This is a genomic window from Aureisphaera sp., from assembly GCF_059726885.1.
Window position 1 is genome coordinate 3,733,267 of record NZ_AP041051.1, and the last position, 19,905, is coordinate 3,753,171.

The following is a 19,905-nucleotide window of genomic DNA, read 5'->3' on the forward strand; positions in this document are numbered from 1 at the left end:
CCCTTAGGAGAAATGACCTAAAAACCAGCTATGAAATTTATTTTTTTTATTAATATTTTACTTTCAACCATTGGTACACTATCTGCGCAATCGCTTACAGGAAAAGTAGTGAATGAGAACCAACAGCCCATTCATGAGGTTTATATTTTCAATATATCCACAGACAAGCATACCCATACGGATGGTCTTGGCTATTACATCCTCCAAGATGTTTCCGTGGGAGACACGCTGCAATTTTCACATATAAGTTATGAGAGCGAACAAGTCATCATAGAAGATGTAAAAACACAACTGGATATGATGTTGTTTTCGAAGTCCATTGAATTGGATGAAATTGTTATAACTCCAAAAGTAAACGCCTTAAACGTCATTGCCGATATAGATGTTAAAACAAATCCTGTGGGTTCTTCCCAGGAAGTGTTGCGAAAAGTACCGGGACTTTTTATTGGTCAACACGCTGGAGGCGGTAAGGCAGAGCAAATTTTCTTACGCGGTTTCGATATTGATCATGGAACGGATATTAACATTACAGTAGATGGCCTACCTGTAAACATGGTGTCACACTCTCATGGTCAGGGCTATGCTGATTTACATTTTGTCATCCCTGAAACCCTCGAAAAAATTGATTTTGGCAAAGGACCCTATTATGAGGATAAAGGTAATTTTACTACTGCCGGTTATGTAGATTTTAGAACCCGACAGCAACTTGAAAACAGCTATATGAAGCTTGAAGGAGGTCAATTTGATACATTTCGCTTACTGGGGATGTTTAATTTGTTGAAAAATGCCAAGCAAAATGCATACATCGCTTCAGAGTTTTTGTCCAGCAATGGCCCATTTGAAAGTCCGCAAAACTTCAACAGAATAAACCTGTTTGGAAAATACACTGGTTTTATGTCGAATAAGGATCGTTTTGGGATTACCTTATCTCATTTCACTAGTGAATGGGATGCATCGGGCCAAATACCACAACGTGCAGTAGATAATGGTTCCATTACTCGTTTTGGAGCTATAGATGATACGGAGGGAGGTACCACTTCCAGAAGTAACTTTTCCATGTATTATGACAAGAGAGTAGATGACAGTGCTTCTATAAAAAGTAATATTTACTTCAGTAAGTATGATTTTGAGCTTTTCTCAAACTTTACTTTTTTCCTCGAAGACCCCATAAATGGGGACCAAATTAAACAAAAGGAACAACGAACCATTTACGGGCTTAGCAGCGAATACACCAAATCATTCTCTTTGGGAGAGTTCAATGGTAATTGGCAAGCTGGCATTAGCCTTCGGCATGATCAAAGCAATAACAACGAACTTTCCCGTACTTTGAACCGTTCAGAAACCCTTGAGCAACTTCAGTTGGGTGACATTAACGAAACCAACTTGGGCGCTTATTTCGGAACCCAAATACATTTAGACAATTGGACTATAAACCCTTCTTTACGGGCAGATTACTTCGATTTTAAATACACCAATGCGTTATTGACGGAATACCAACCACAAGATGAAAATCAAGCCATCATAAGCCCAAAACTCAACATTCTATATAACCCTACAAAAAATCTGCAGTTATACGTGAAATCAGGTAAGGGCTTTCACTCCAATGACACGCGTGTTGTTGTTGCAGAGCGAGAATCGAAAACACTGCCAGGGGCGTATGGTTTAGATGTTGGATTCATAGCAAAACTTTCTCCAAAAATGATATTGAATCTAGCATATTGGCATCTGTATTTAGAACAGGAGTTTGTCTATGTGGGAGATGCAGGTATTGTCGAACCTAGTGGAAAAACGAGGCGCAATGGTTTAGATCTAAGTTATCGTTATCAACCTTTGCCATGGTTGTCGTGGAATCTAGATGCCAACTATACACATGCGCGAGCCATTGATGAACCTTCGGGTAGAGATTATATACCATTAGCACCCGATTTTACATTAGCCAGTGGTATAAGTATTAATCAATCCAATGGATGGTTTGGCGGTTTACATATTCGTTATTTAAACGATCGCCCTGCCAATGAAGATAATTCCATAATCGCTAAGGGGTACACAATAACCGACTTGAATTTAGGATACAAATGGAATAAAATCAGTGTTGGTGTTCAAATCCAAAACTTATTCGATACAGATTGGAATGAAACACAATTTGCTACAGAATCACGATTACAAAACGAGATAAACCCAGTAGAAGAAATACATTTTACCCCTGGAACTCCATTTTTTCTTAAAACAACCATTCAGTACAATTTTTAAAATCCCTTAGATTTTAGAGTAGAGCCCAGCCGAGTGAACTTATGCATACAAAGCTAGCGTGATAGTACTTTTGTAAATCGAGTAATGATCTCTCTCATATTCTGCTGAAATAAAAAAACCGCAACATGGTTGCGGTTTGTTTCATCAATAAGAAGTTTGGAAAGTTTTTTACTAATAGAATTCCACTTTTCCAGTCGCAATGTCATACATTCCACCTACGATAGCTATGCTTCCATCATCTTCCATTTCCTTTAATACGGAACTTCTAGAGCGGATATTATCCATCGTCATGTGAACGTTTTTCTTTGCTACTTCGTTTACAAAATCAATGTTTTTGGAAGTTCTTTGCTCAGGATCTGTTGGCTCCGTAACTGCATCTACAGCTGGCTCCAATTTATTGATCAAAGTCGTAAGGTTACCCAAACGTGCGTGATCGCAAGCTCCTTTAACAGCTCCACAGGCTGTATGCCCTAAAACTACCAATAACTTGGTACCAGCTAATTTACAGGCAAACTCCATACTTCCTAAAATGTCATCATTTACAAAGTTACCGGCAATACGGATACTGAACACATCACCAATTCCTTGATCGAACAACAATTCTGCGGACACCCTAGAATCGATACAATGCAACACCGTAGCAAAAGGATATTGTCCTGAAGCTGTGTCGCCTACTTGTTCCTGAAGGTCCCGTGAGGTCATCGTTCCATTCACGAACCGTGAATTTCCGTCTTTAAGTGTCGCTAATGCAGATTGCGGAGTCATAGCCGCTTGTGTTTCTTGCGTGTGTGCTTTCATAAATTATGTATTAATTAAGTTCTTAGAATTGTTATTTCCAACCATCAGCATGGATGTGTTGATTCGCTTTAGAATTTCCTTCAATTTAACATTTTTACCTGAACTTTCTTTTTCCGGCAAGTCAAGACATAATAAATGTACATTATTTTTATGTACATAACTCGTCAGGTTATTCAATGCATTTGGATTGTTTTCAAAGGTATAATCTATAGTCTTTGTTCCATGAGGTTCCGGCGATTGTTTTGGCTCAGAATCATTTGCAATCTTAAACAACTTAACAGGCTCATTGGATTGCTTAAGCAACGTAGTGGCAAGATTGTGGTCTGCCACCTTTGTTAAATCATTAAGAACACCCACAGATAGGCTTTCCTTTATTTCCAATACTTTCGAAGGATGAATGATAAACAAAGGTCCGTTAAAGTTTTTAACTACGAACTCTGTTACCTGATTTCCTATAACGCGATACTTGTTAGTCTGGCGTTTTCCCAAAACAACAACATCCGGCTGGTATGCCTGCATTTCAGATTGCAGTGTTTTCTTAACATGGCCTTCCTCAATGGAATAGTCCAACTGTAAAGAAGTCTTTTCCTTAAATCTCGCCAAGAGGTTACGGAACTTTCCAACTGCCCTTTTATGCTCTGTCATGGTTCGCATTACATCAAGCTGATTTTCAGTGCGGGTCGGATCTATGGGTTTTTTAACATAGATAAATTTAACCGCCGCTTGATATGTCTGCGCCAAGTTAACTGTACTCTCGATTACTGTCTCTATAGGTTCCTTAATATCGATTAAGGCCAATACTTTGTGTTGTGTTTCCATATTAAGCAGATTTTGGTCTAAGTTTAAAGAATTCAATATAACTCTGTGGATTCTCCACTTCTCCTCTTTCAGATAGGAGCATTACAGAGATTCGCCTATTTCGGGCCTTTTCTTTAAAGTCCTCTAAAATTTCAACAATATCTGGATCGAGGAAGCGTGTTTTTCGTACATCCAGTGTAAGGTATGTGTCCTCTGGTAAAGCATCCAACTCCTTCAAAATAGCACCTTTATTAAAGAAGGTAACTTCTTCTGCGATAGTCATCTTAATCTTATGCTTTCCATTACTTTGATCTTCAATATGAAGGAAATGAGAGTTCTTGAAACTTTTATAAAGTACTACCACAAGACCTACCGCTAATCCAAGTCCAATTCCCCACAACAGGTCTTTGAATACAATAACAGAGACAGTAACCATAAAAGGAACCCACTGTGTCCAACCAGCTTTGATCATTGCCCTGAAAGTGGAAGGTTTTGCTAATTTATATCCTACGAGAAGTAACACAGCGGCCAAAACAGCAAGAGGGATCTTATTCAATAAGGTGGGTATAGCGATTACAGAAGCTACCAAAAAGAAACCGTGAATAATCGCAGAGGCTTTTGTTTTTCCACCAGACTGCACATTGGCCGAACTACGAACAATTACCTGTGTAATGGGTAGGCCTCCAATAAGTCCAGAGACAACGTTACCTGCTCCTTGTGCTATAAGCTCTCTATTGGTTGGGGTTACGCGCTTTTGCGGATCCAATTTATCGGTAGCCTCAACGCACAATAGGGTTTCCAGACTCGCTACTAAAGCAATTGTGAAACCAGCTATCAAAACATCAGCATCGGTAATCGATGAAAAATCCGGAAAGTTAAATTGAGCAAAGAAGGATGCCGCATCTTCGGGTACCGGTACACTAACAAGATTCTTTTCTGCAATTCCCAAAATACCTGAATCTCCTACAACAAGGAAGAAAATAATTCCAACGATTACAGCTACTAAAGGCCCTTGCACCAGTCTAAAAAATGTATGCTTCTTTGTAAGAACACGTTCCCACAAAACAAGTATACCCAATCCTGCTACTGCAATAATGGTATTACCAAGGCTTATCTCTTGAAATGCAGTAATAATCGGTCCAAAAGTACCTTCTCCCTTAGAAGGGATATAACCAAAGAAATAAGGAATTTGTTTTAATATAATAATGATACCAATTCCTGTAAGCATTCCTTTAATAACAGAAGAAGGGAAGAAATACCCTATTACTCCTGCTTTAAACACTCCAAAAAGAATCTGAATCACACCTGCCAACACCACGGCGAGAAGGAACTTTTCAAATCCTAAGGTTGCAATCGCTGCAAAAACAATTGCAGCCAACCCAGCTGCTGGGCCACTCACCCCAATTTGAGATCCACTTAAAAATCCTACGACAATCCCTCCTACTATTCCGGCAATAAGACCTGAAAATAGTGGCGCTCCACTCGCCAATGCAATACCCAAACATAAGGGTAATGCCACAAAAAATACAACAATACTTGCTGGTAAATCGTTTTTTAAATATTTAAACATAACACAATAGTTTATTCCTCAATTTGAGGAAATTGATGATTAATTTTTTTGAAATCCGAAAAAATTAAATTGTGTGTTCTGGGGGAGGAAGCAATATTTCCTGATGAACCTCAATTTGAGATTCTAGGTAATGCTTAAAAAGCTGATAAGAAAGGTACTCATCAAAGTTCGAATTTTGTACTAAGTCCTGAAAGAAGACCTCCTTCTCATCCAATTCTTTCTTGTGTTTCTTTTTGGATTCATCTTCAGAAATATCAAAGGAAATTAAGATATCACTGTCACAATCCATAAAAGGCAACACCGAGGGAACCAATATGGAAACCACTACAAGAATCGAGATGATGTTATGTGCTAGTACTTTTAAATTCATAATTTGAAGACACAAAAATAATTTTCTAATCCGAACTATACATTAACTTTTTGTTAAATCTTTTAATGTTTTTGTGAAACAAAATAAAAAAGGCCCCGCTAACGCGGGACCCTTAGTAACTAATCTAAAATCTAACCAAAAATATATTAGTTTTTAACAAATCGCTTTGCCCCTACTACCTTGTTGTTTTGTGAGATTGTGAGCTGATAAATCCCTTGGGACAATGTATTGATAGCGATTTCTTGGTTATCCGATGTGATTTCGGAAGTACTCAAGATTCTTCCCTGCATGTCTACTATACTTGCGGTATAAGTTCCTTGCAGTCCTTTTATATTGATAAACTCTCGTGCTGGATTTGGGTATAATACTACATTCTCTAATGCAGCTTCATCCACACCCAATGTTTCTGTAGGAAGTGGAATTAGATCCCCTCCAGCAGCTAGCGCTACCCATAGACCGAATGCCGCTCCATCAGAATTTTGTGAAGGATCAAGGAATCCAGAGGCCACTACTGTAATGGCAGCTCCATCCAATCCTAGCGTTGCTAACGGGGCACCGTAAGCGGCTACTCCTACAGTTCCAGACTCATCGCGAATTTGAAGTACATAATCATCGGTAGCCAACTCCAAGTATCCCGCGAATTCTGTATAGGATAGATTGTTTACCAGTGTGACTCCAGCCGTAACTCCATTTTCTACTACATCAACTGTAGGTGCATCGGTAGATCCGTGGTGTACTAGTACATCTGTGTTACCTGCATCTGTGGCTACTTCACGTCCCATATCGTAGATTTCCAATCCAAAAGCGGGGGCTGGATTGTATCCTGATGGGCTTACAATACCATCTGCTACCACAATATAAGTAGTATTGGCAGCCAATGTTAGCGGGAAAGTGGCAATGGCATCACCTACGTCTGTACTGGTTCCAGGTGCTACAGCGATCTCAGTTCCAACACCTGCATTAAGGTCAATAAATGGCGTTGCAGTCCTGAAAGCAAAATTATCTACTGCTAATGCTCCGTTTATATATACGTCTACTTCTGCAGCTGCTGCATCGGCAGAGTTGTGAATCACCTGAACTCGTGCAGTTGATGTAGGTAATTCTATAAGATCTCCACCAGAAGGCAATGCTACCCAAATTCCGAAAGGAGCACCGTCACTGTTTACAGAAGGATCTAAGAATCCAGAGGCAACAGCTACTAAAGCCGCTCCATCAAGACCTAATGTTGCCAATGGAGCCTCGTAGGCAGCCACGGTAACTGTTCCTGTTTCATCTCGTACCTCGATAGAATAATCGGCCGTAGGAAGCTCAAGGTACCCTTGAAATTCAGTATAGGCAAGGTTATCTACAACTGTTCCAGCACCCGCGCCTACTTCGACAATGTCTACCGTTGGAGCATCTGTAGAACCATGGTGAACCAAAACATCTGTATTGGCAGGGTCTGTAGCAGCTTCACGTCCTAATGGATATACTTCCAATCCAAAAGCTGGCGCAGGATCGTACCCAGTTGGGCTTACTATACCATCTGCAACTACTACATAGGTTTCATCGGCAGCCAATGTTACCGGGAAGGTTGCGATTGCGTCTCCTGAACTACTACTGGTAGGAGGCGCTATGGCAATATTTACTTCAACTTCTGCATCGAAATCAATAAACGGAGAGGCTGTTCTGAAAGCAAAATTGTCTAGGGCCAGTACATCGTCAATATATACATCAACTTCTGCAGCTCCTAAGTCGGCAGAGTTATGAATAACCTGTACCCTTGCCTTCTCGATCAAAGGAAGTGGAATTAGATCCCCTCCCGATGCTAATGCTACCCAGATTCCGAAAGGAGCACCATCACTGTTTTGTGAAGGATCCAAAAACCCAGAAGCCACGGCAACAAGTGCAGCACCGTCTAACGAAAGATCTGCCAGTGGAGCACCGTAAGAAGCCACACGTACCGTTCCTGTTTCGTCCATTACATCAATTTCGTAGTTCGCCGTAGGTAACTCTAGGTATCCTGCGAATTCGGTGTAAGAAATATTATCTACTATTGTTCCTGCTCCTGCACCTACCTCAACGATATCTACCGTTGGTGCATCTGTAGAACCATGGTGTACCAATAAGTCAGTATTGGCGCCATCTACAGCAACCTCTCGGCCCATATCATAAATCTCTAATCCAAAAGCCGGTGCTGGATCATATCCTGTTGGGCTTACAATCCCATCGGCGACCACAACATAAGTTTCATTAGCTGCTAATGTAACAGGGAAAGTGGCAATGGCATCTCCCACGTCGGAACTATCTCCTGGGGCGATCGCAATTTCTGTAGTTACCCCTGCGTTTAAGTCGATAAATGGAGTCGAAGTCCTAAAAGCAAAATTATCGACTGCTAGTGCTCCGTCTATATATACATCCACTTCGGCTGCTGCTGCATCGGCAGAATTATGAATAACCTGTACTCTTGCAGTGGAAGTTGGCAATTCAACCAAATCCCCTCCAGAAGGCAAAGCAACCCATAATCCAAATGGTGCTCCATCACTGTTCATTGATGGGTCTAGGAATCCAGAGGCCACTGCAGTCACAGCATTTCCTGCTAAACCTAAGTCAGCCAAAGGTAATTCGTAAGCAGCTACAGTTACGGTACCACTATCGTCCCTAACTTCGATTGAGTAATTCAATCCAGGTAATTCTAGGTAGGAATTTCTGAAATCTGTGTAACCAATATTATTTGCAATGAGACCGATTCCAATTCCAGTTTCATACACATCTACTGTAGGGGCATCGGTAGCGCCGTGGTGAATTTGAACATCCACTTTGGTTGGATCCACGGAAGCTTCGCGTGCTCCGGCAAAAATTTCCAATCCAAAAGCGGGTGCTGGATCGTAGCCTGTTGGACTTACAATTCCGTCGGCAACCACTACATAGGTTTCATTTCGAGTTAATGTTAATGGGAAAGTCGCTATGGCATCTCCCACTCCGGAACTGTTTCCGGGAGCAACAGAGATACTAATACCTACTCCTGCAGGGAAATCTAGAAAAGGCGTCGCTGTGCGGAATGCAAAGTTGTCGATAGCCAAAGCATCTCCGAGATATACGTCTACTTCAGATGCCGCCGCGTCTGCAGAATTATGTATCACCTGAACACGAGCAGTAGAACTTGGCAATTCAACCATGTCCCCTCCACTGGCAAGGGCAACCCAAATTCCAAAGGCTGGTCCGTCTGAGTTTACAGAAGGATCCAAGAATCCAGAAGCCACTGCCACGATAGCTTGTCCATCTAATGCCAAATCGGCAAGTGGCGCTTCATAAGCCGCTACGGTAACTGTTCCGGTTTCGTCCCTAACCTCCAACGCATAATTGGCAGTCGGAAGTTCTAGATATCCTTGAAATTCTGAATAGGCTAAGTTATCAACTATTGTACCAGCCCCAGCACCTACTTCCACTACATCAACCGTAGGAGCATCGGTAGCTCCATGATGTACTAAAAGATCCGTGTTGGTTCCACTGGTAGCCGCCTCTCGACCCATAGCATATACTTCAATATTAAAGGGTGTTGCCGGATCATATCCTGTGGGGCTTACAATTCCGTCTGCCACCAAAATATACGTTTCACCATCGGCAAGAGTGTAAGTGAACGTGGCAATAGAATCTCCAACATCCGAACTGTTACCAGGTGCTATATCTACGTCGAAGGCAGTTCCAGCCGGTAAGTCAATAAAAGGAGTTGCAGTCCTGAATGCAAAATTGTCGATAGCTAAAGTGCCATCTACATAAACGTCTACTTCGGCAGCCGCCATGTCTGCCGAATTGTGAATGATCTGCACCCTAGCAGTCTGTGCATAGGATAACTGAACAGCCACTAATACGATAAGGGAAAGTAGTAACTTTTTCATAATTGATTTTTGTTTAATTTTTTAGAACATTTATTAAACAATCCAATTTCAAAAATTACTACCTAGAAAATATATTTTAATATTTTTTTAACTTTTTGTTTAACATTTATAGTCAAAAGATGAACATTTAGAATGTTTACATAAACAAGTGTTCAAGCAAAAGTGATATTTTATTGTATTGCAGCTACTTGCTGCTTTATTTTGTTTAAGACCGTTAAGTTTTAATTTTTCACATTTTTTTTAGAATGTCCCATACAACTATATGTATATTTAAACCATAAAATAAAAAGCATGAAATATTCCCTTTTACTAGGTTTGTGCCTTCTTGTTATTTCCTGTAACACAGCACAGACCACTTCTAAAAAAAACGCATCTAGAAGTGATTATTCCAACACTATCACCGCTGAAGATTTGAAAACCCATTTGTACAAATTTGCCGATGATAAAATGCAAGGCAGAATGACGGGGACGGAAGGTCAAAAAATGGCGGCTGAATACCTGAAAGATTTTTATGTCTCCCAGGGTATTGATGCCCCAATTGAAAAGGGAGATTATTTTCAGGAGATTCCTGCCGAATATTTTGGAAGAATGAGCGAACCCAAACCATCTGAGAATGTGGTAGCATTCATCAAAGGATCTGAGAAACCTGATGAAATTATCGTGCTGTCGGCCCATTATGATCATGTGGGTACACGTGACGGAAAAGTATATAATGGTGCAGATGATGATGGTAGTGGCACAGTTGGAATGTTGGAGATAGCGGAAGCTTTTCAGAAAGCTGTGAAAGACGGGAACGGTCCGAAACGATCCATTCTTTTTCTTCATGTGACTGGAGAGGAAATTGGTCTTTATGGCTCTAAGTATTACACGGAAAACCCATTATTCCCCCTAAAAAACACCGTATGTAATCTTAATACAGATATGATTGGACGCATTGATCCTAACAAAAAGGACAGTCCTAACTATATATATTTAATTGGAAGTGATAAGCTGAGTCAAGAACTACACGATGTGTCCGAAGCAGTTGCCAAGGAATACAGCGATTTGGAATTGGATTATAAATTCAATGATGAGAATGACCCCAATCGTTTTTACTATCGCAGCGATCATTACAATTTTGCAAAAAACAATATTCCAATCATCTTCTACTTTAACGGAGTGCATGAGGATTATCACAAACCCACGGACACACCAGATAAGATTGAATATGATCTTCTCACCAAACGGACCAAGTTGATTTTCCAAACCGCTTGGGAGGTGGCCAATAGGGATGGAAGGATTACGGCAGACAAACTACAGGAATAACAAAAGCCTCTCGAATTCGAGAGGCTTTTTGTCAATCCTAAATAATTATGAAAAAAATACCTTTATTAGGTAACCAAAACTCCTAATGCTAGAAAAAAACAGGCCAGCCGATTTGAGGAGTCATGGTTGACCTGAAAACCTTTTAAGATTTTGTGCAAACATACAACAAGCTCCAAATCTGGTATCGAAGAAAAATGTGTGTTAAACGAAAACACATTTCCCCCTATTAAAGGTCATTTTATTTCCTAATAAGTTGTTTGGTAAATTTGGCCCCATACTCCGACTTAAAAGTAATATGGTACACTCCTGAATTGAGACTGCTTACGTCAAAAACCTGACTTGTATCAGTTATACTGCGCTGCATCAAAACCCTACCCTTCATATCGGTAATTTGCAATGAAGTAATGTTCCCAAGAATTGCACTATCGTAAGTGATATTGAATTCAGCTGCCGCAGGATTGGGAGCAACTTTAATTTTTTCAGACAGGGCACTTAAATCATCAATGCTCAGAGGGACATTATTGAAAATATCCATTACTTCCTGATCTGATAAAGCCCTATTATACACCAACACCTCGTCCATGGTTCCAGGGAATTTATTGGTATCATTATCTGATTGAGCCCCTACGGTAAATGGATAAACACTAGGAGTTAATGCGACACCTGGCTCTACTTGACTTATTAAGTTCCCATCCAAATACAATCGGGAAAAAGTTCCATCAAAACTCACCACGATGTGCATCCATATTCCTGTGGGAACAGGAGAAGAATCAATAACATCTGCAGCGTTCACATTCCATCGTACCTGTTGTGTCGGGGTAAGTCCTAAATAATATCCACCCATATCGAAACCGCCCCAGTTGTTTAAAAGTCCGGTCCAGTCTATAACAGTTTGATCAATTTTGATCCAAACTGCGAGGGATACGGCATTTTCAGAATCAAAATCGAATACCCCCGGATTGCTAGCTAGATTTAGATAATCGTTTACAAACAATAATGCTTTCAAGGGTTCTCCAAACCTATCATCGGCAGGCAATAAGGTGCCTGCACCTATAGGTGCCAAATCATAGCCATTTGTGGTTGCATCTACATAGGTTCCATTGTCCAGTTCATAGCGCCCCATTAATCCATCTTCAGGAATCTGGGCCATGGAAACACCTACAAATAAAACGGCAAGAAATGTTGAAAGTAATAATTTTTTCATGATCGGTTGGTTTTAAATTACGCCCTTGAAGTTACTAAAATTTAAATTTATAATTTGATTTTTAGGGGCTTACAAAAAACTTGGCCAATGAATTAGAATAAACCTGATATCCGGAAGCAATGAATGAGAATGGATACACCTGGAGTAACATATCGATGTACACCATAAAAAAAAGCCTTCAACAACTGCTGAAGGCTTTAAGGGGTGGAAGATCGGTCTCGAACCGACGACCTCCTGAACCACAATCAGGCGCTCTAACCAACTGAGCTACAACCACCATATTTGCTTAACTTAATAAGCGGATGCAAATATAAAGCATTTTAAAAGGATGCGCAATACCTTGAATTAAGATTTTTAAATCAAATCGAAAATGGAATTCACCGCTGGATACCGTTCTACGGTAAATCCTTCGGCAGCCTCTGTTTGAATGATCCTTCCAAAATTCCTGTTCCGATATCGCAAGCTTTCGTACATATTCTTAGACGATGTATGCGTTGACGGTTCATTCGAATTAGGATCATAAAATTGACTCTTATATGCGTCTATAGCCTCCATTTTTTTATCCATAAAGCCTGAAACATCCACAACCACATCGGGTTCTATTTCCTTCCATTGTATATAATGATACACAAGCTTAGGCCGCCAAGCTTCTTGAACAGAACCATCTAATGTAGTCTCTATGCGACGAAGTCCACTCAAAAAACACGCATCGCTGGCCAACCTACTTCCCTTTCCATGATCTATATGCCTATCGTCTATGGCATTACAAAAAACAATTTCTGGGCGGTACTTCCTTATGATTTGTATAATCGCCAATTGTTCTTTTTTACTGTTCTGAAAAAAACCATCGCCCAAATCCAAATTTTCCCGAATGGAAACACCAAGAATTTTGGCTGCATCGGCAGCCTCCTTGTCCCGGATTTCCGCAGTACCACGGGTTCCCAATTCCCCTCGCGTTAAATCTAGGATCCCAGCTTTTCTACCATTGGCAATTTCTTTTGCCAAGGTAGCCCCGCAGCTCATTTCCACATCGTCCGGGTGAGCCCCAATGGCCAATATATCTAGTTTCATATTGTCTCAAGTTGTTGTTTCGCAACTGCCTCGAAGGCTTGCTGCAAGTCATAAATCAAATCCTTTTTGTCTTCAATACCTACCGAAAAACGCAACAATCCGTCGGCTATTCCTTGTCTTTCTCGTTCCTCGGGAGAAAGCAAAGCATGCGAAGTCTTTACAGGTGACAAAATAGTGGATTCCACCCCCGCCAAACTCATGGATTGCTTTATGAGTTTTAAGGAAGACATAAAAGCATTGGGATCGACAGACTCAATTAATTCAAAAGAAAGCATACCTGTATATCCCCGCATTTGTCTTTTGGCAATCTCATGATCTGGATGATCTTTTAACCCAGGATAATACACTTTCGCGACCAAAGGGTGTCTAGCTAACCATTTCGCTAACTTTTTGGCATTTCTATTCTGTGCTTTTACACGAACCACCAACGTTTTCATACTTCGTTCCAAAAGCCAAACGGTATAATCGCTCAAACTTCCCCCAATGTTCTTCGAGAGGTTCCATATCCTATGTATATGTTCCTGCGATGCTGCTACAGCCCCGGCACAAATATCACTGTGTCCTCCCATATATTTGGTAGCACTGTGAATCATGATATCGATACCAAAATCCGCTGGATTCTGATTTACGGGAGAGGCAAATGTATTGTCGATGATACTTACCAATCCCCGTTCCTTAGAAATACGTGAGATCATCTCCAAATCTGTTATCAGCATTAATGGGTTGGATGGGGTTTCGACATAGATTATCTTCGTATTCGGCTTCACCTTATCCAAGAAATCCTCTTCAGCAAATCCATCGGTAAAATCGAATTCAATTCCCAATTTGGGGAACTCTTCCATTATAAAATTAAAGGTCCCTCCATAAATGGTTTTCTGAACTACAATATGGTCCCCTGTCTTTAAAAACGCCAATAACGTATGACTTACGGCGGCCATACCGCTTCCAAAAATGAGTCCAGCCTCACATTTTTCCAACGCAGCCACTTTCTTCGCAAGTGCTTCCTGATTGGGTGTATTAAAATAACGAGGGTAGCGTTTTATATCTACATTCTCATAGGCGTATGAACTAGAGGTATATATAGGGGAAACAGCCCCTTGAAATTGCTTATCCTCTATGCCGCCTGCATGGGTACAAAGGGTGTTCATCCCAAATTCATTGGATTTCATTTCACTAAAATTTTTGAACCCCTAAGGTATTAATTCATTTTCAGGTTTGCTATATTTAGCCAATGAAACTTTTGCTAACAAACATCAAGGAATTGCTACAAATTCGGGATAGTAATATCCATAAAGTAAGTGGTTCCGAAATGAACCACTTACCTACCCTAAAAAATGCATGGCTCCTAATAGAAAATGGACTGATCGCCGATTTTGGTGATATGGGTACAGTGCCTAATGTATCCGAAACAGAAATTCTGGACTGTGCAAACAAAATGGTTATGCCTACTTGGTGCGATAGCCATACGCATCTGGTCTATGCGGGTAACCGGGAACAAGAATTCGTAGACCGAATCAATGGTCTTAGTTACCAAGAAATAGCTGAAAAAGGAGGTGGCATTCTTAATAGTGCGAAAAAGTTACAGGAAACCTCCGAGGACGAGCTTTATGAGCAGTCGGCAAAGCGACTCGAAGAAGTTATGTCATTAGGTACGGGTGCCATAGAGATTAAAAGTGGATACGGCCTTACTACCGAAGCTGAATTGAAAATGCTCCGTGTAGCCAAACGATTAGGGGCTAACTATCCTGTGAGCATAAAAACGACTTTCCTCGGGGCACATGCGGTCCCAGCATCCTTTAAGCATAATAAAGACGCTTATCTGGATCTGGTTTGCGAAGAAATGATCCCCAAAGTGGCCGAGGCAAATTTGGCTGAATATGTAGATATTTTCTGCGAAGAGGGTTATTTCTCGGTTGCTGACACCAATAGGGTTCTTACTGCCGGAAAGGAATATGGACTTATCCCTAAGATTCATGTAAACCAGTTTAAAGCCATAGGTGGAGTTAATGAAGGTGTGAAACATGGAGCACTTAGCGTTGACCATTTAGAAGTTGTAACACCAGAGGATATTGATGCTTTACAAGGAACGGATACCATGCCTGTGGCACTTCCCTCCTGCTCTTATTTCCTGGGCATTCCCTATACCCCAGGACGCCAACTTTTAAATGCAGGGCTACCATTGGCATTGGCTACCGATTACAACCCGGGTTCTACTCCCAGTGGAAATATGAATTTCGTTGTAGCAACAGCTTGTATTAAAATGAAACTTACGCCCGAGGAGGCCATCAATGCCGCCACAATCAATGGCGCTTATGCCATGGGCCTTAGCGAAACACACGGAAGTATTACAAAAGGAAAGTATGCTAGTGTAATTATTACCAAAGAGATTCCTTCTTATGGCTATTTACCTTATGCCTTTGGCAGTAATTTGATTGATAAGGTACTTATAAACGGTCAAGAAATTTAAGCAGGTTTTTGCCATGAATTATTCGGTTCAGATATAAAACATTCCTACATTTGATTCTCCAAAAAACGAAACAATGCAACAACAATTAATTGAGTGCGTACCCAATATTAGTGAAGGGCGGGATATGGCAAAAATAAATGCCATTTCAAAAATTGTCGAAACGGTCGAAGGCGTTAAACTGCTGGATGTAGACCCAGGAAAGGCTACCAATAGGACCGTAATAACTTTTGTGGGGGAACCACAACCCGTAATAGAAGCGGCATTCCTTCTTATTCAAAAAGCTGCAGAACTCATCGATATGAGTTTGCATTCTGGTGCGCATCCCCGTTTTGGTGCAACCGATGTATGTCCTTTGGTTCCCATTGCGAACATTAGTTTGGAAGAAACCGCGAAGTATGCGCACGCATTGGGTGAACGAGTGGGGAAAGAGCTGGGTATTCCCGGTTATTTTTACGAAAATGCCGCAAAAGAGGAAAAACGGAAAAACCTTGCCAACTGTAGACAGGGTGAATACGAAGGCTTACCTAAGAAACTTTCAGATCCAGAATGGACGCCAGATTTCGGCCCAGCCGAATTCAGTGCCAGTGTAGCTAAAACTGGGGTTACCGCCATTTCGGCTCGCGATTTTCTTATTGCCTACAATGTAAATCTTAATACTACCTCGACCAGAAGGGCCAACGCCATTGCATTCGACATTCGAGAAGCCGGAAGGGTGAAACGGGAAGGCAATCCTATTACGGGAAAAAAAGTTCTGGATGAAAACGGAGAACCTGTGCGAATTCCGGGAAAATTAAAAGCGGTTAAGGGAATTGGATGGTTTATCGAAGAATATGGAATTGCACAAATCTCATACAACCTTACGAATATTTCGATCACGTCTATGCACGAGGCTTTTGATGAGAGCTGCAAGGCGGCTACTGCTAGAGGTTTGAGGGTAACCGGATCAGAATTGGTTGGCTTGGTGCCATTGCAAGCAATGTTGGACGCTGCAGATTATTACCTAGTGAAGCAACAACGTTCCTTAGGTATCGCGGAAAGTGAAAAAATTAATATCGCGGTAAAATCCTTGGGATTGGACGATCTAAAACCTTTTAATCCAGAAGAACGAATCATAGAATATTTGTTAAGGGATGGAACCAAGAAATTGATCGATTTCAAATTAGATGATTTCGCCGATGAAACGGCCGGTGAATCTATGGCACCAGGCGGAGGGTCTATCTCTGCGTATGTGGGTGCACTTGGAGTTGCCCTTGGTACAATGGTAGCCAACCTATCTGGTCACAAAGCGGGATGGGACGATAAATGGGAGTTCTATTCGGAATGGGCCCAAAAAGGGCAAGTCTACAAAAATCGTCTGCTATACCTAGTTGATGAAGACACCAACGCTTTCAATAAAATAATCGATGGCTTTAGAATGCCGAAAGGTTCAGAACAAGAAATTGCCGCAAGAAAAGAAGCAATAGAAAACGCTACAAAATATGCTACCGAAATTCCTTTTCAGGTAATGGAAACATCCTTTAAGTCCATGGAAGTCTCCCAGGCCATGCTTAAGGATGGATTGCAAAGTTCACTTTCGGATGCGGGTGTGGGAATTTTATGTGCAAGAGCAGCGGTTTTAGGCGCATATTTTAATGTTCGCATAAATGCTAAGGATATTAAGGACCGAGAGTTTGCAGAGGACATCCTTTCGAAGGCTTCAAAAATATACGAGAAGACGCTGGAAATAGAAAGTGAAACCATTGCTTATATAGATTCGAAAATGTAAGGAAGAACCCCGAATAAATTTCAAGGATTCAGAACAGAACAAATAGTTAAGGGACGTATACTTTTTAAGTGCACGTCCCTTTTTTGGAAATAAAAGTAGAATTATGTAAATTTGCATAAGCACTTATATAAATACTTATGGATACAATAAAATCATTAGGGGAATTGAGTATGGGCTCCCGCTTAAAACGTTTAAGTGATCAATGCATGAAAAACATACAGAGTGCATACAACAAGCATAACATAGACTTTGACCCGTATTTATTTCCAGCCTTTCATAACATTGCCAATTTGGGTTCTACGACCAATGCGGAATTATTCGAATCCTTAAAAACATCGCAGCCAGCTGTAACACAAACCATAAATAAACTGCTCAAAAAAGGACTTATTGAGAGTAAAACAGATGCAACCGATAAACGTAAAAAAGCCATTGTACTCTCACAAAAGGGTCGCGAATTTCATCAAAAAGTTCGTCCCATATGGCGGGGTATGGAACGTGCGGTAAAAAAATTCACCCAACATCCTGCAAATTCCTTAATAGAACATTTAAACAACTTTGAAGCGGTATTGCAATCTGGAGAATTTCTGGATACCGTAAACGAATACATAGCTATTGAAATGCAAATAGAAATCATATCATACCAAGATATCCACAAAAAAGCCTTTCATGACCTCAACATTGAATGGTTGGAAACCTATTTTTACGTAGAGGATTTGGATCGTGAAGTACTCAGTAAACCTGAACAGTACATCCTAAATCCAGGAGGGCACATCTTTTTCGCTGTTGAAAACGGCAAAGCCTTAGGCACAGTGGCCTTAATGAAAGCAAAAGGCAATGTATTCGAATTGACGAAAATGGCGGTACATCCCGATGCCAGAGGAAGGAAAATTGGGCAACAGCTCATGCAATATTGTTTGGATTTTGCCCAAGAACACAACTATGAACTCTTCCTCTACTCTAACACTCTTTTAGAGAACGCTATTCATATTTATAGAAAATACGGTTTTGTGGAAGTTCCCGTAGACCCCGATAGTCCTTACGTAAGGAGCAATATTAAAATGGAGTTGCGCAAATAGATTTTTTCAGGGATTTGGGAATTTGTATTTTTGATTCAAAATACACTCCATGAACAAATTGACCATTCTACTTTTAGCCGTATTAGCATTTGCAAGTTGCAAGAACGATACTAAGGAAAAAGAAACTGAAGAAGTAACCGTAGAAGAAACCGAAACTGTAGAAAAAGAAACAGAGGCTCAAAAAAGTCGTTTTCGAGTAAGCCCAATTCAGCATGCTACCATGGTAATTACATGGGATGATACCACCATATACGTAGATCCTGTTGGCGGTTCGGAAGCCTTCAAAAACTTTGCTGCTCCCGATCTAATTTTGGTGACAGATATTCATCAAGATCACTTTAGCCCTGAGACCATAGTAGCACTGGACACTTCCAATGCCAAAATCATCGTACCTCAAGCGGTAGCGGATAAAATGCCATCGGAATTCGCCACTCAAATTGATGTTTTAAACAATGGTGAGATTAAAGAACGTTTAGGTTTTGCTGTCGAGGCCATTCCAATGTACAATTTACGTCCCGAGTCATTGAAATATCATGAAAAAGGCAGGGGAAATGGATATGTTATGGAAAAGAATGGCAAACGGGTGTATATTTCAGGAGATACCGAAGATGTTCCGGAAATGTTAGCCTTACAAGATATTGACATTGCTTTTGTCTGTATGAATCTACCATACACCATGACCGAGGTGCAAGCTGCGAATGCAGTGGCCACGTTTAAACCGAAAATTGTATATCCATATCACTACAGGGGAGCAAGTGGATTCAGTAATATTGAAGTATTCAAGGCCCGCTTAAAGAGTATTAGCGAGGGACAAACCCAAGTCGTCGCCCTAGATTGGTATCAATAGTGAAAGGTTCGGTTCCCTACATCAAGATCGTCCCGCACCAAATAATCCGTTATCGTTCTCTTTTTTCCATATTGATTATGTGAAAAGGAAAGGGTTAAAGAATCCTTGGATAGATATACTATTTTGAAGAATTTATAATCTTCTTCAATTCCCAATAATTCCGGTAATAGGCTGCTGGAAAGTTTTATATAGGAAAATCCATTAGATCCTTTCGTAATTTCCCACGTACCCTTTAAACTGGGGCCACAATTGGAATTAAGCTCATTATTATCGATTACCGAATCGTTCGTAAAAAAAGTCTGTTTATACTTAATAAAGCAGCCATCTGGCTCCATATTCATTCGCACTTTCCCGTTATATCGTTTTGCGATCTTCCAAGTCTTTAGCGAATCCGATGCAATTAAGAATTCAGCATTTTCAGGTAACACAAAAACGTCGTCATTCTTCGTTTTGGAGCAGGAAGACACAAGTAAAAGCAGGCCTAACGCCGAAATTAAATACCACAT

The 19,905-nt window shown here is 40.7% G+C and carries 15 protein-coding genes and 1 tRNA gene; 6 read left to right on the plus strand and 10 right to left on the minus strand.

Features of this window, described 5'->3' with window-relative positions; genetic code table 11:
• Positions 1 to 30: 30 nt before the first annotated feature.
• Entirely contained in the window at positions 31 to 2,250 is a 2,220-nt protein-coding gene (locus AC6JAD_RS16780) for a TonB-dependent receptor (RefSeq protein ID WP_461303797.1), read from the plus strand.
• A gap of 171 nt (positions 2,251 to 2,421) precedes the next feature.
• Here AC6JAD_RS16780 and AC6JAD_RS16785 read toward each other — a convergent pair whose 3' ends face one another.
• The 5 genes from AC6JAD_RS16785 to AC6JAD_RS16805 all read right to left on the minus strand — a co-directional run bounded on the left by AC6JAD_RS16785 (position 2,422) and on the right by AC6JAD_RS16805 (position 9,664).
• A complete protein-coding gene (locus AC6JAD_RS16785) occupies positions 2,422 to 3,048 on the minus strand; it encodes a carbonic anhydrase family protein (RefSeq protein ID WP_461303796.1) in 627 nt (208 codons plus the stop codon).
• Between the two features lie 3 nt (positions 3,049 to 3,051).
• Positions 3,052 to 3,867, minus strand: coding sequence for a universal stress protein (locus AC6JAD_RS16790; RefSeq protein WP_461303795.1), 816 nt, complete (start codon positions 3,865 to 3,867; stop codon positions 3,052 to 3,054).
• 1 nt (position 3,868) lies between these two features.
• Positions 3,869 to 5,416, minus strand: a complete 1,548-nt coding sequence (locus AC6JAD_RS16795; RefSeq protein WP_461303794.1) for a SulP family inorganic anion transporter — start codon at positions 5,414 to 5,416, stop codon at positions 3,869 to 3,871.
• A gap of 64 nt (positions 5,417 to 5,480) precedes the next feature.
• The gene (locus AC6JAD_RS16800; protein WP_461303793.1) at positions 5,481 to 5,786 is read right to left on the minus strand and encodes a hypothetical protein; all 306 of its coding nucleotides are present in this window, start codon (positions 5,784 to 5,786) and stop codon (positions 5,481 to 5,483) included.
• Positions 5,787 to 5,932: 146 nt separating this feature from the next.
• On the minus strand, positions 5,933 to 9,664 hold the full coding sequence (locus AC6JAD_RS16805; RefSeq protein ID WP_461303792.1) for a T9SS type A sorting domain-containing protein: 3,732 nt from the start codon (positions 9,662 to 9,664) through the stop codon (positions 5,933 to 5,935).
• A 291-nt stretch (positions 9,665 to 9,955) separates the two neighbouring features.
• Here AC6JAD_RS16805 and AC6JAD_RS16810 point away from each other — a divergent pair, with 291 nt between their 5' ends.
• Positions 9,956 to 10,969, plus strand: a complete 1,014-nt coding sequence (locus AC6JAD_RS16810; protein WP_461303791.1) for a M28 family metallopeptidase — start codon at positions 9,956 to 9,958, stop codon at positions 10,967 to 10,969.
• 238 nt (positions 10,970 to 11,207) lie between these two features.
• Here the strand turns inward: AC6JAD_RS16810 and AC6JAD_RS16815 are convergent, their stop codons facing one another.
• From AC6JAD_RS16815 to AC6JAD_RS16830, 4 genes are all read right to left on the minus strand, one after another.
• Positions 11,208 to 12,173, minus strand: coding sequence for a LamG-like jellyroll fold domain-containing protein (locus tag AC6JAD_RS16815; protein ID WP_461303790.1), 966 nt, complete (start codon positions 12,171 to 12,173; stop codon positions 11,208 to 11,210).
• A gap of 202 nt (positions 12,174 to 12,375) precedes the next feature.
• Positions 12,376 to 12,451 (minus strand) — tRNA-His (locus AC6JAD_RS16820).
• Positions 12,452 to 12,527: 76 nt separating this feature from the next.
• Positions 12,528 to 13,244 carry a bacillithiol biosynthesis deacetylase BshB1 gene (bshB1, locus tag AC6JAD_RS16825; RefSeq protein WP_461303789.1) on the minus strand — a complete coding sequence of 239 codons (717 nt, stop codon included), beginning with the start codon at positions 13,242 to 13,244 and terminating at the stop codon, positions 12,528 to 12,530.
• Complete coding sequence (locus AC6JAD_RS16830; protein ID WP_461303788.1) at positions 13,241 to 14,413, minus strand: trans-sulfuration enzyme family protein; 1,173 nt, start codon at positions 14,411 to 14,413, stop codon at positions 13,241 to 13,243. The genes bshB1 and AC6JAD_RS16830 overlap by 4 nt, the downstream gene beginning before the upstream one ends.
• 62 nt (positions 14,414 to 14,475) lie before the next feature.
• Between AC6JAD_RS16830 and hutI the strand changes: the two genes are divergently transcribed.
• The 4 genes from hutI (at position 14,476) to AC6JAD_RS16850 (ending at position 19,399) form a co-directional block, all read left to right on the plus strand.
• Positions 14,476 to 15,711, plus strand: coding sequence for an imidazolonepropionase (hutI, locus tag AC6JAD_RS16835; RefSeq protein WP_461303787.1), 1,236 nt, complete (start codon positions 14,476 to 14,478; stop codon positions 15,709 to 15,711).
• A 73-nt stretch (positions 15,712 to 15,784) separates the two neighbouring features.
• Positions 15,785 to 17,476 carry a glutamate formimidoyltransferase gene (gene ftcD / locus AC6JAD_RS16840; RefSeq protein WP_461303786.1) on the plus strand — a complete coding sequence of 564 codons (1,692 nt, stop codon included), beginning with the start codon at positions 15,785 to 15,787 and terminating at the stop codon, positions 17,474 to 17,476.
• 137 nt (positions 17,477 to 17,613) lie between these two features.
• Positions 17,614 to 18,552, plus strand: coding sequence for a bifunctional helix-turn-helix transcriptional regulator/GNAT family N-acetyltransferase (locus AC6JAD_RS16845; protein WP_461303785.1), 939 nt, complete (start codon positions 17,614 to 17,616; stop codon positions 18,550 to 18,552).
• A gap of 49 nt (positions 18,553 to 18,601) precedes the next feature.
• The gene (locus tag AC6JAD_RS16850; protein ID WP_461303784.1) at positions 18,602 to 19,399 is read left to right on the plus strand and encodes an MBL fold metallo-hydrolase; all 798 of its coding nucleotides are present in this window, start codon (positions 18,602 to 18,604) and stop codon (positions 19,397 to 19,399) included.
• Here AC6JAD_RS16850 and AC6JAD_RS16855 read toward each other — a convergent pair.
• On the minus strand, positions 19,393 to 19,905 hold the full coding sequence (locus tag AC6JAD_RS16855; protein ID WP_461303783.1) for a hypothetical protein: 513 nt from the start codon (positions 19,903 to 19,905) through the stop codon (positions 19,393 to 19,395). The two genes, AC6JAD_RS16850 and AC6JAD_RS16855, sit on opposite strands and share 7 nt — an antisense overlap.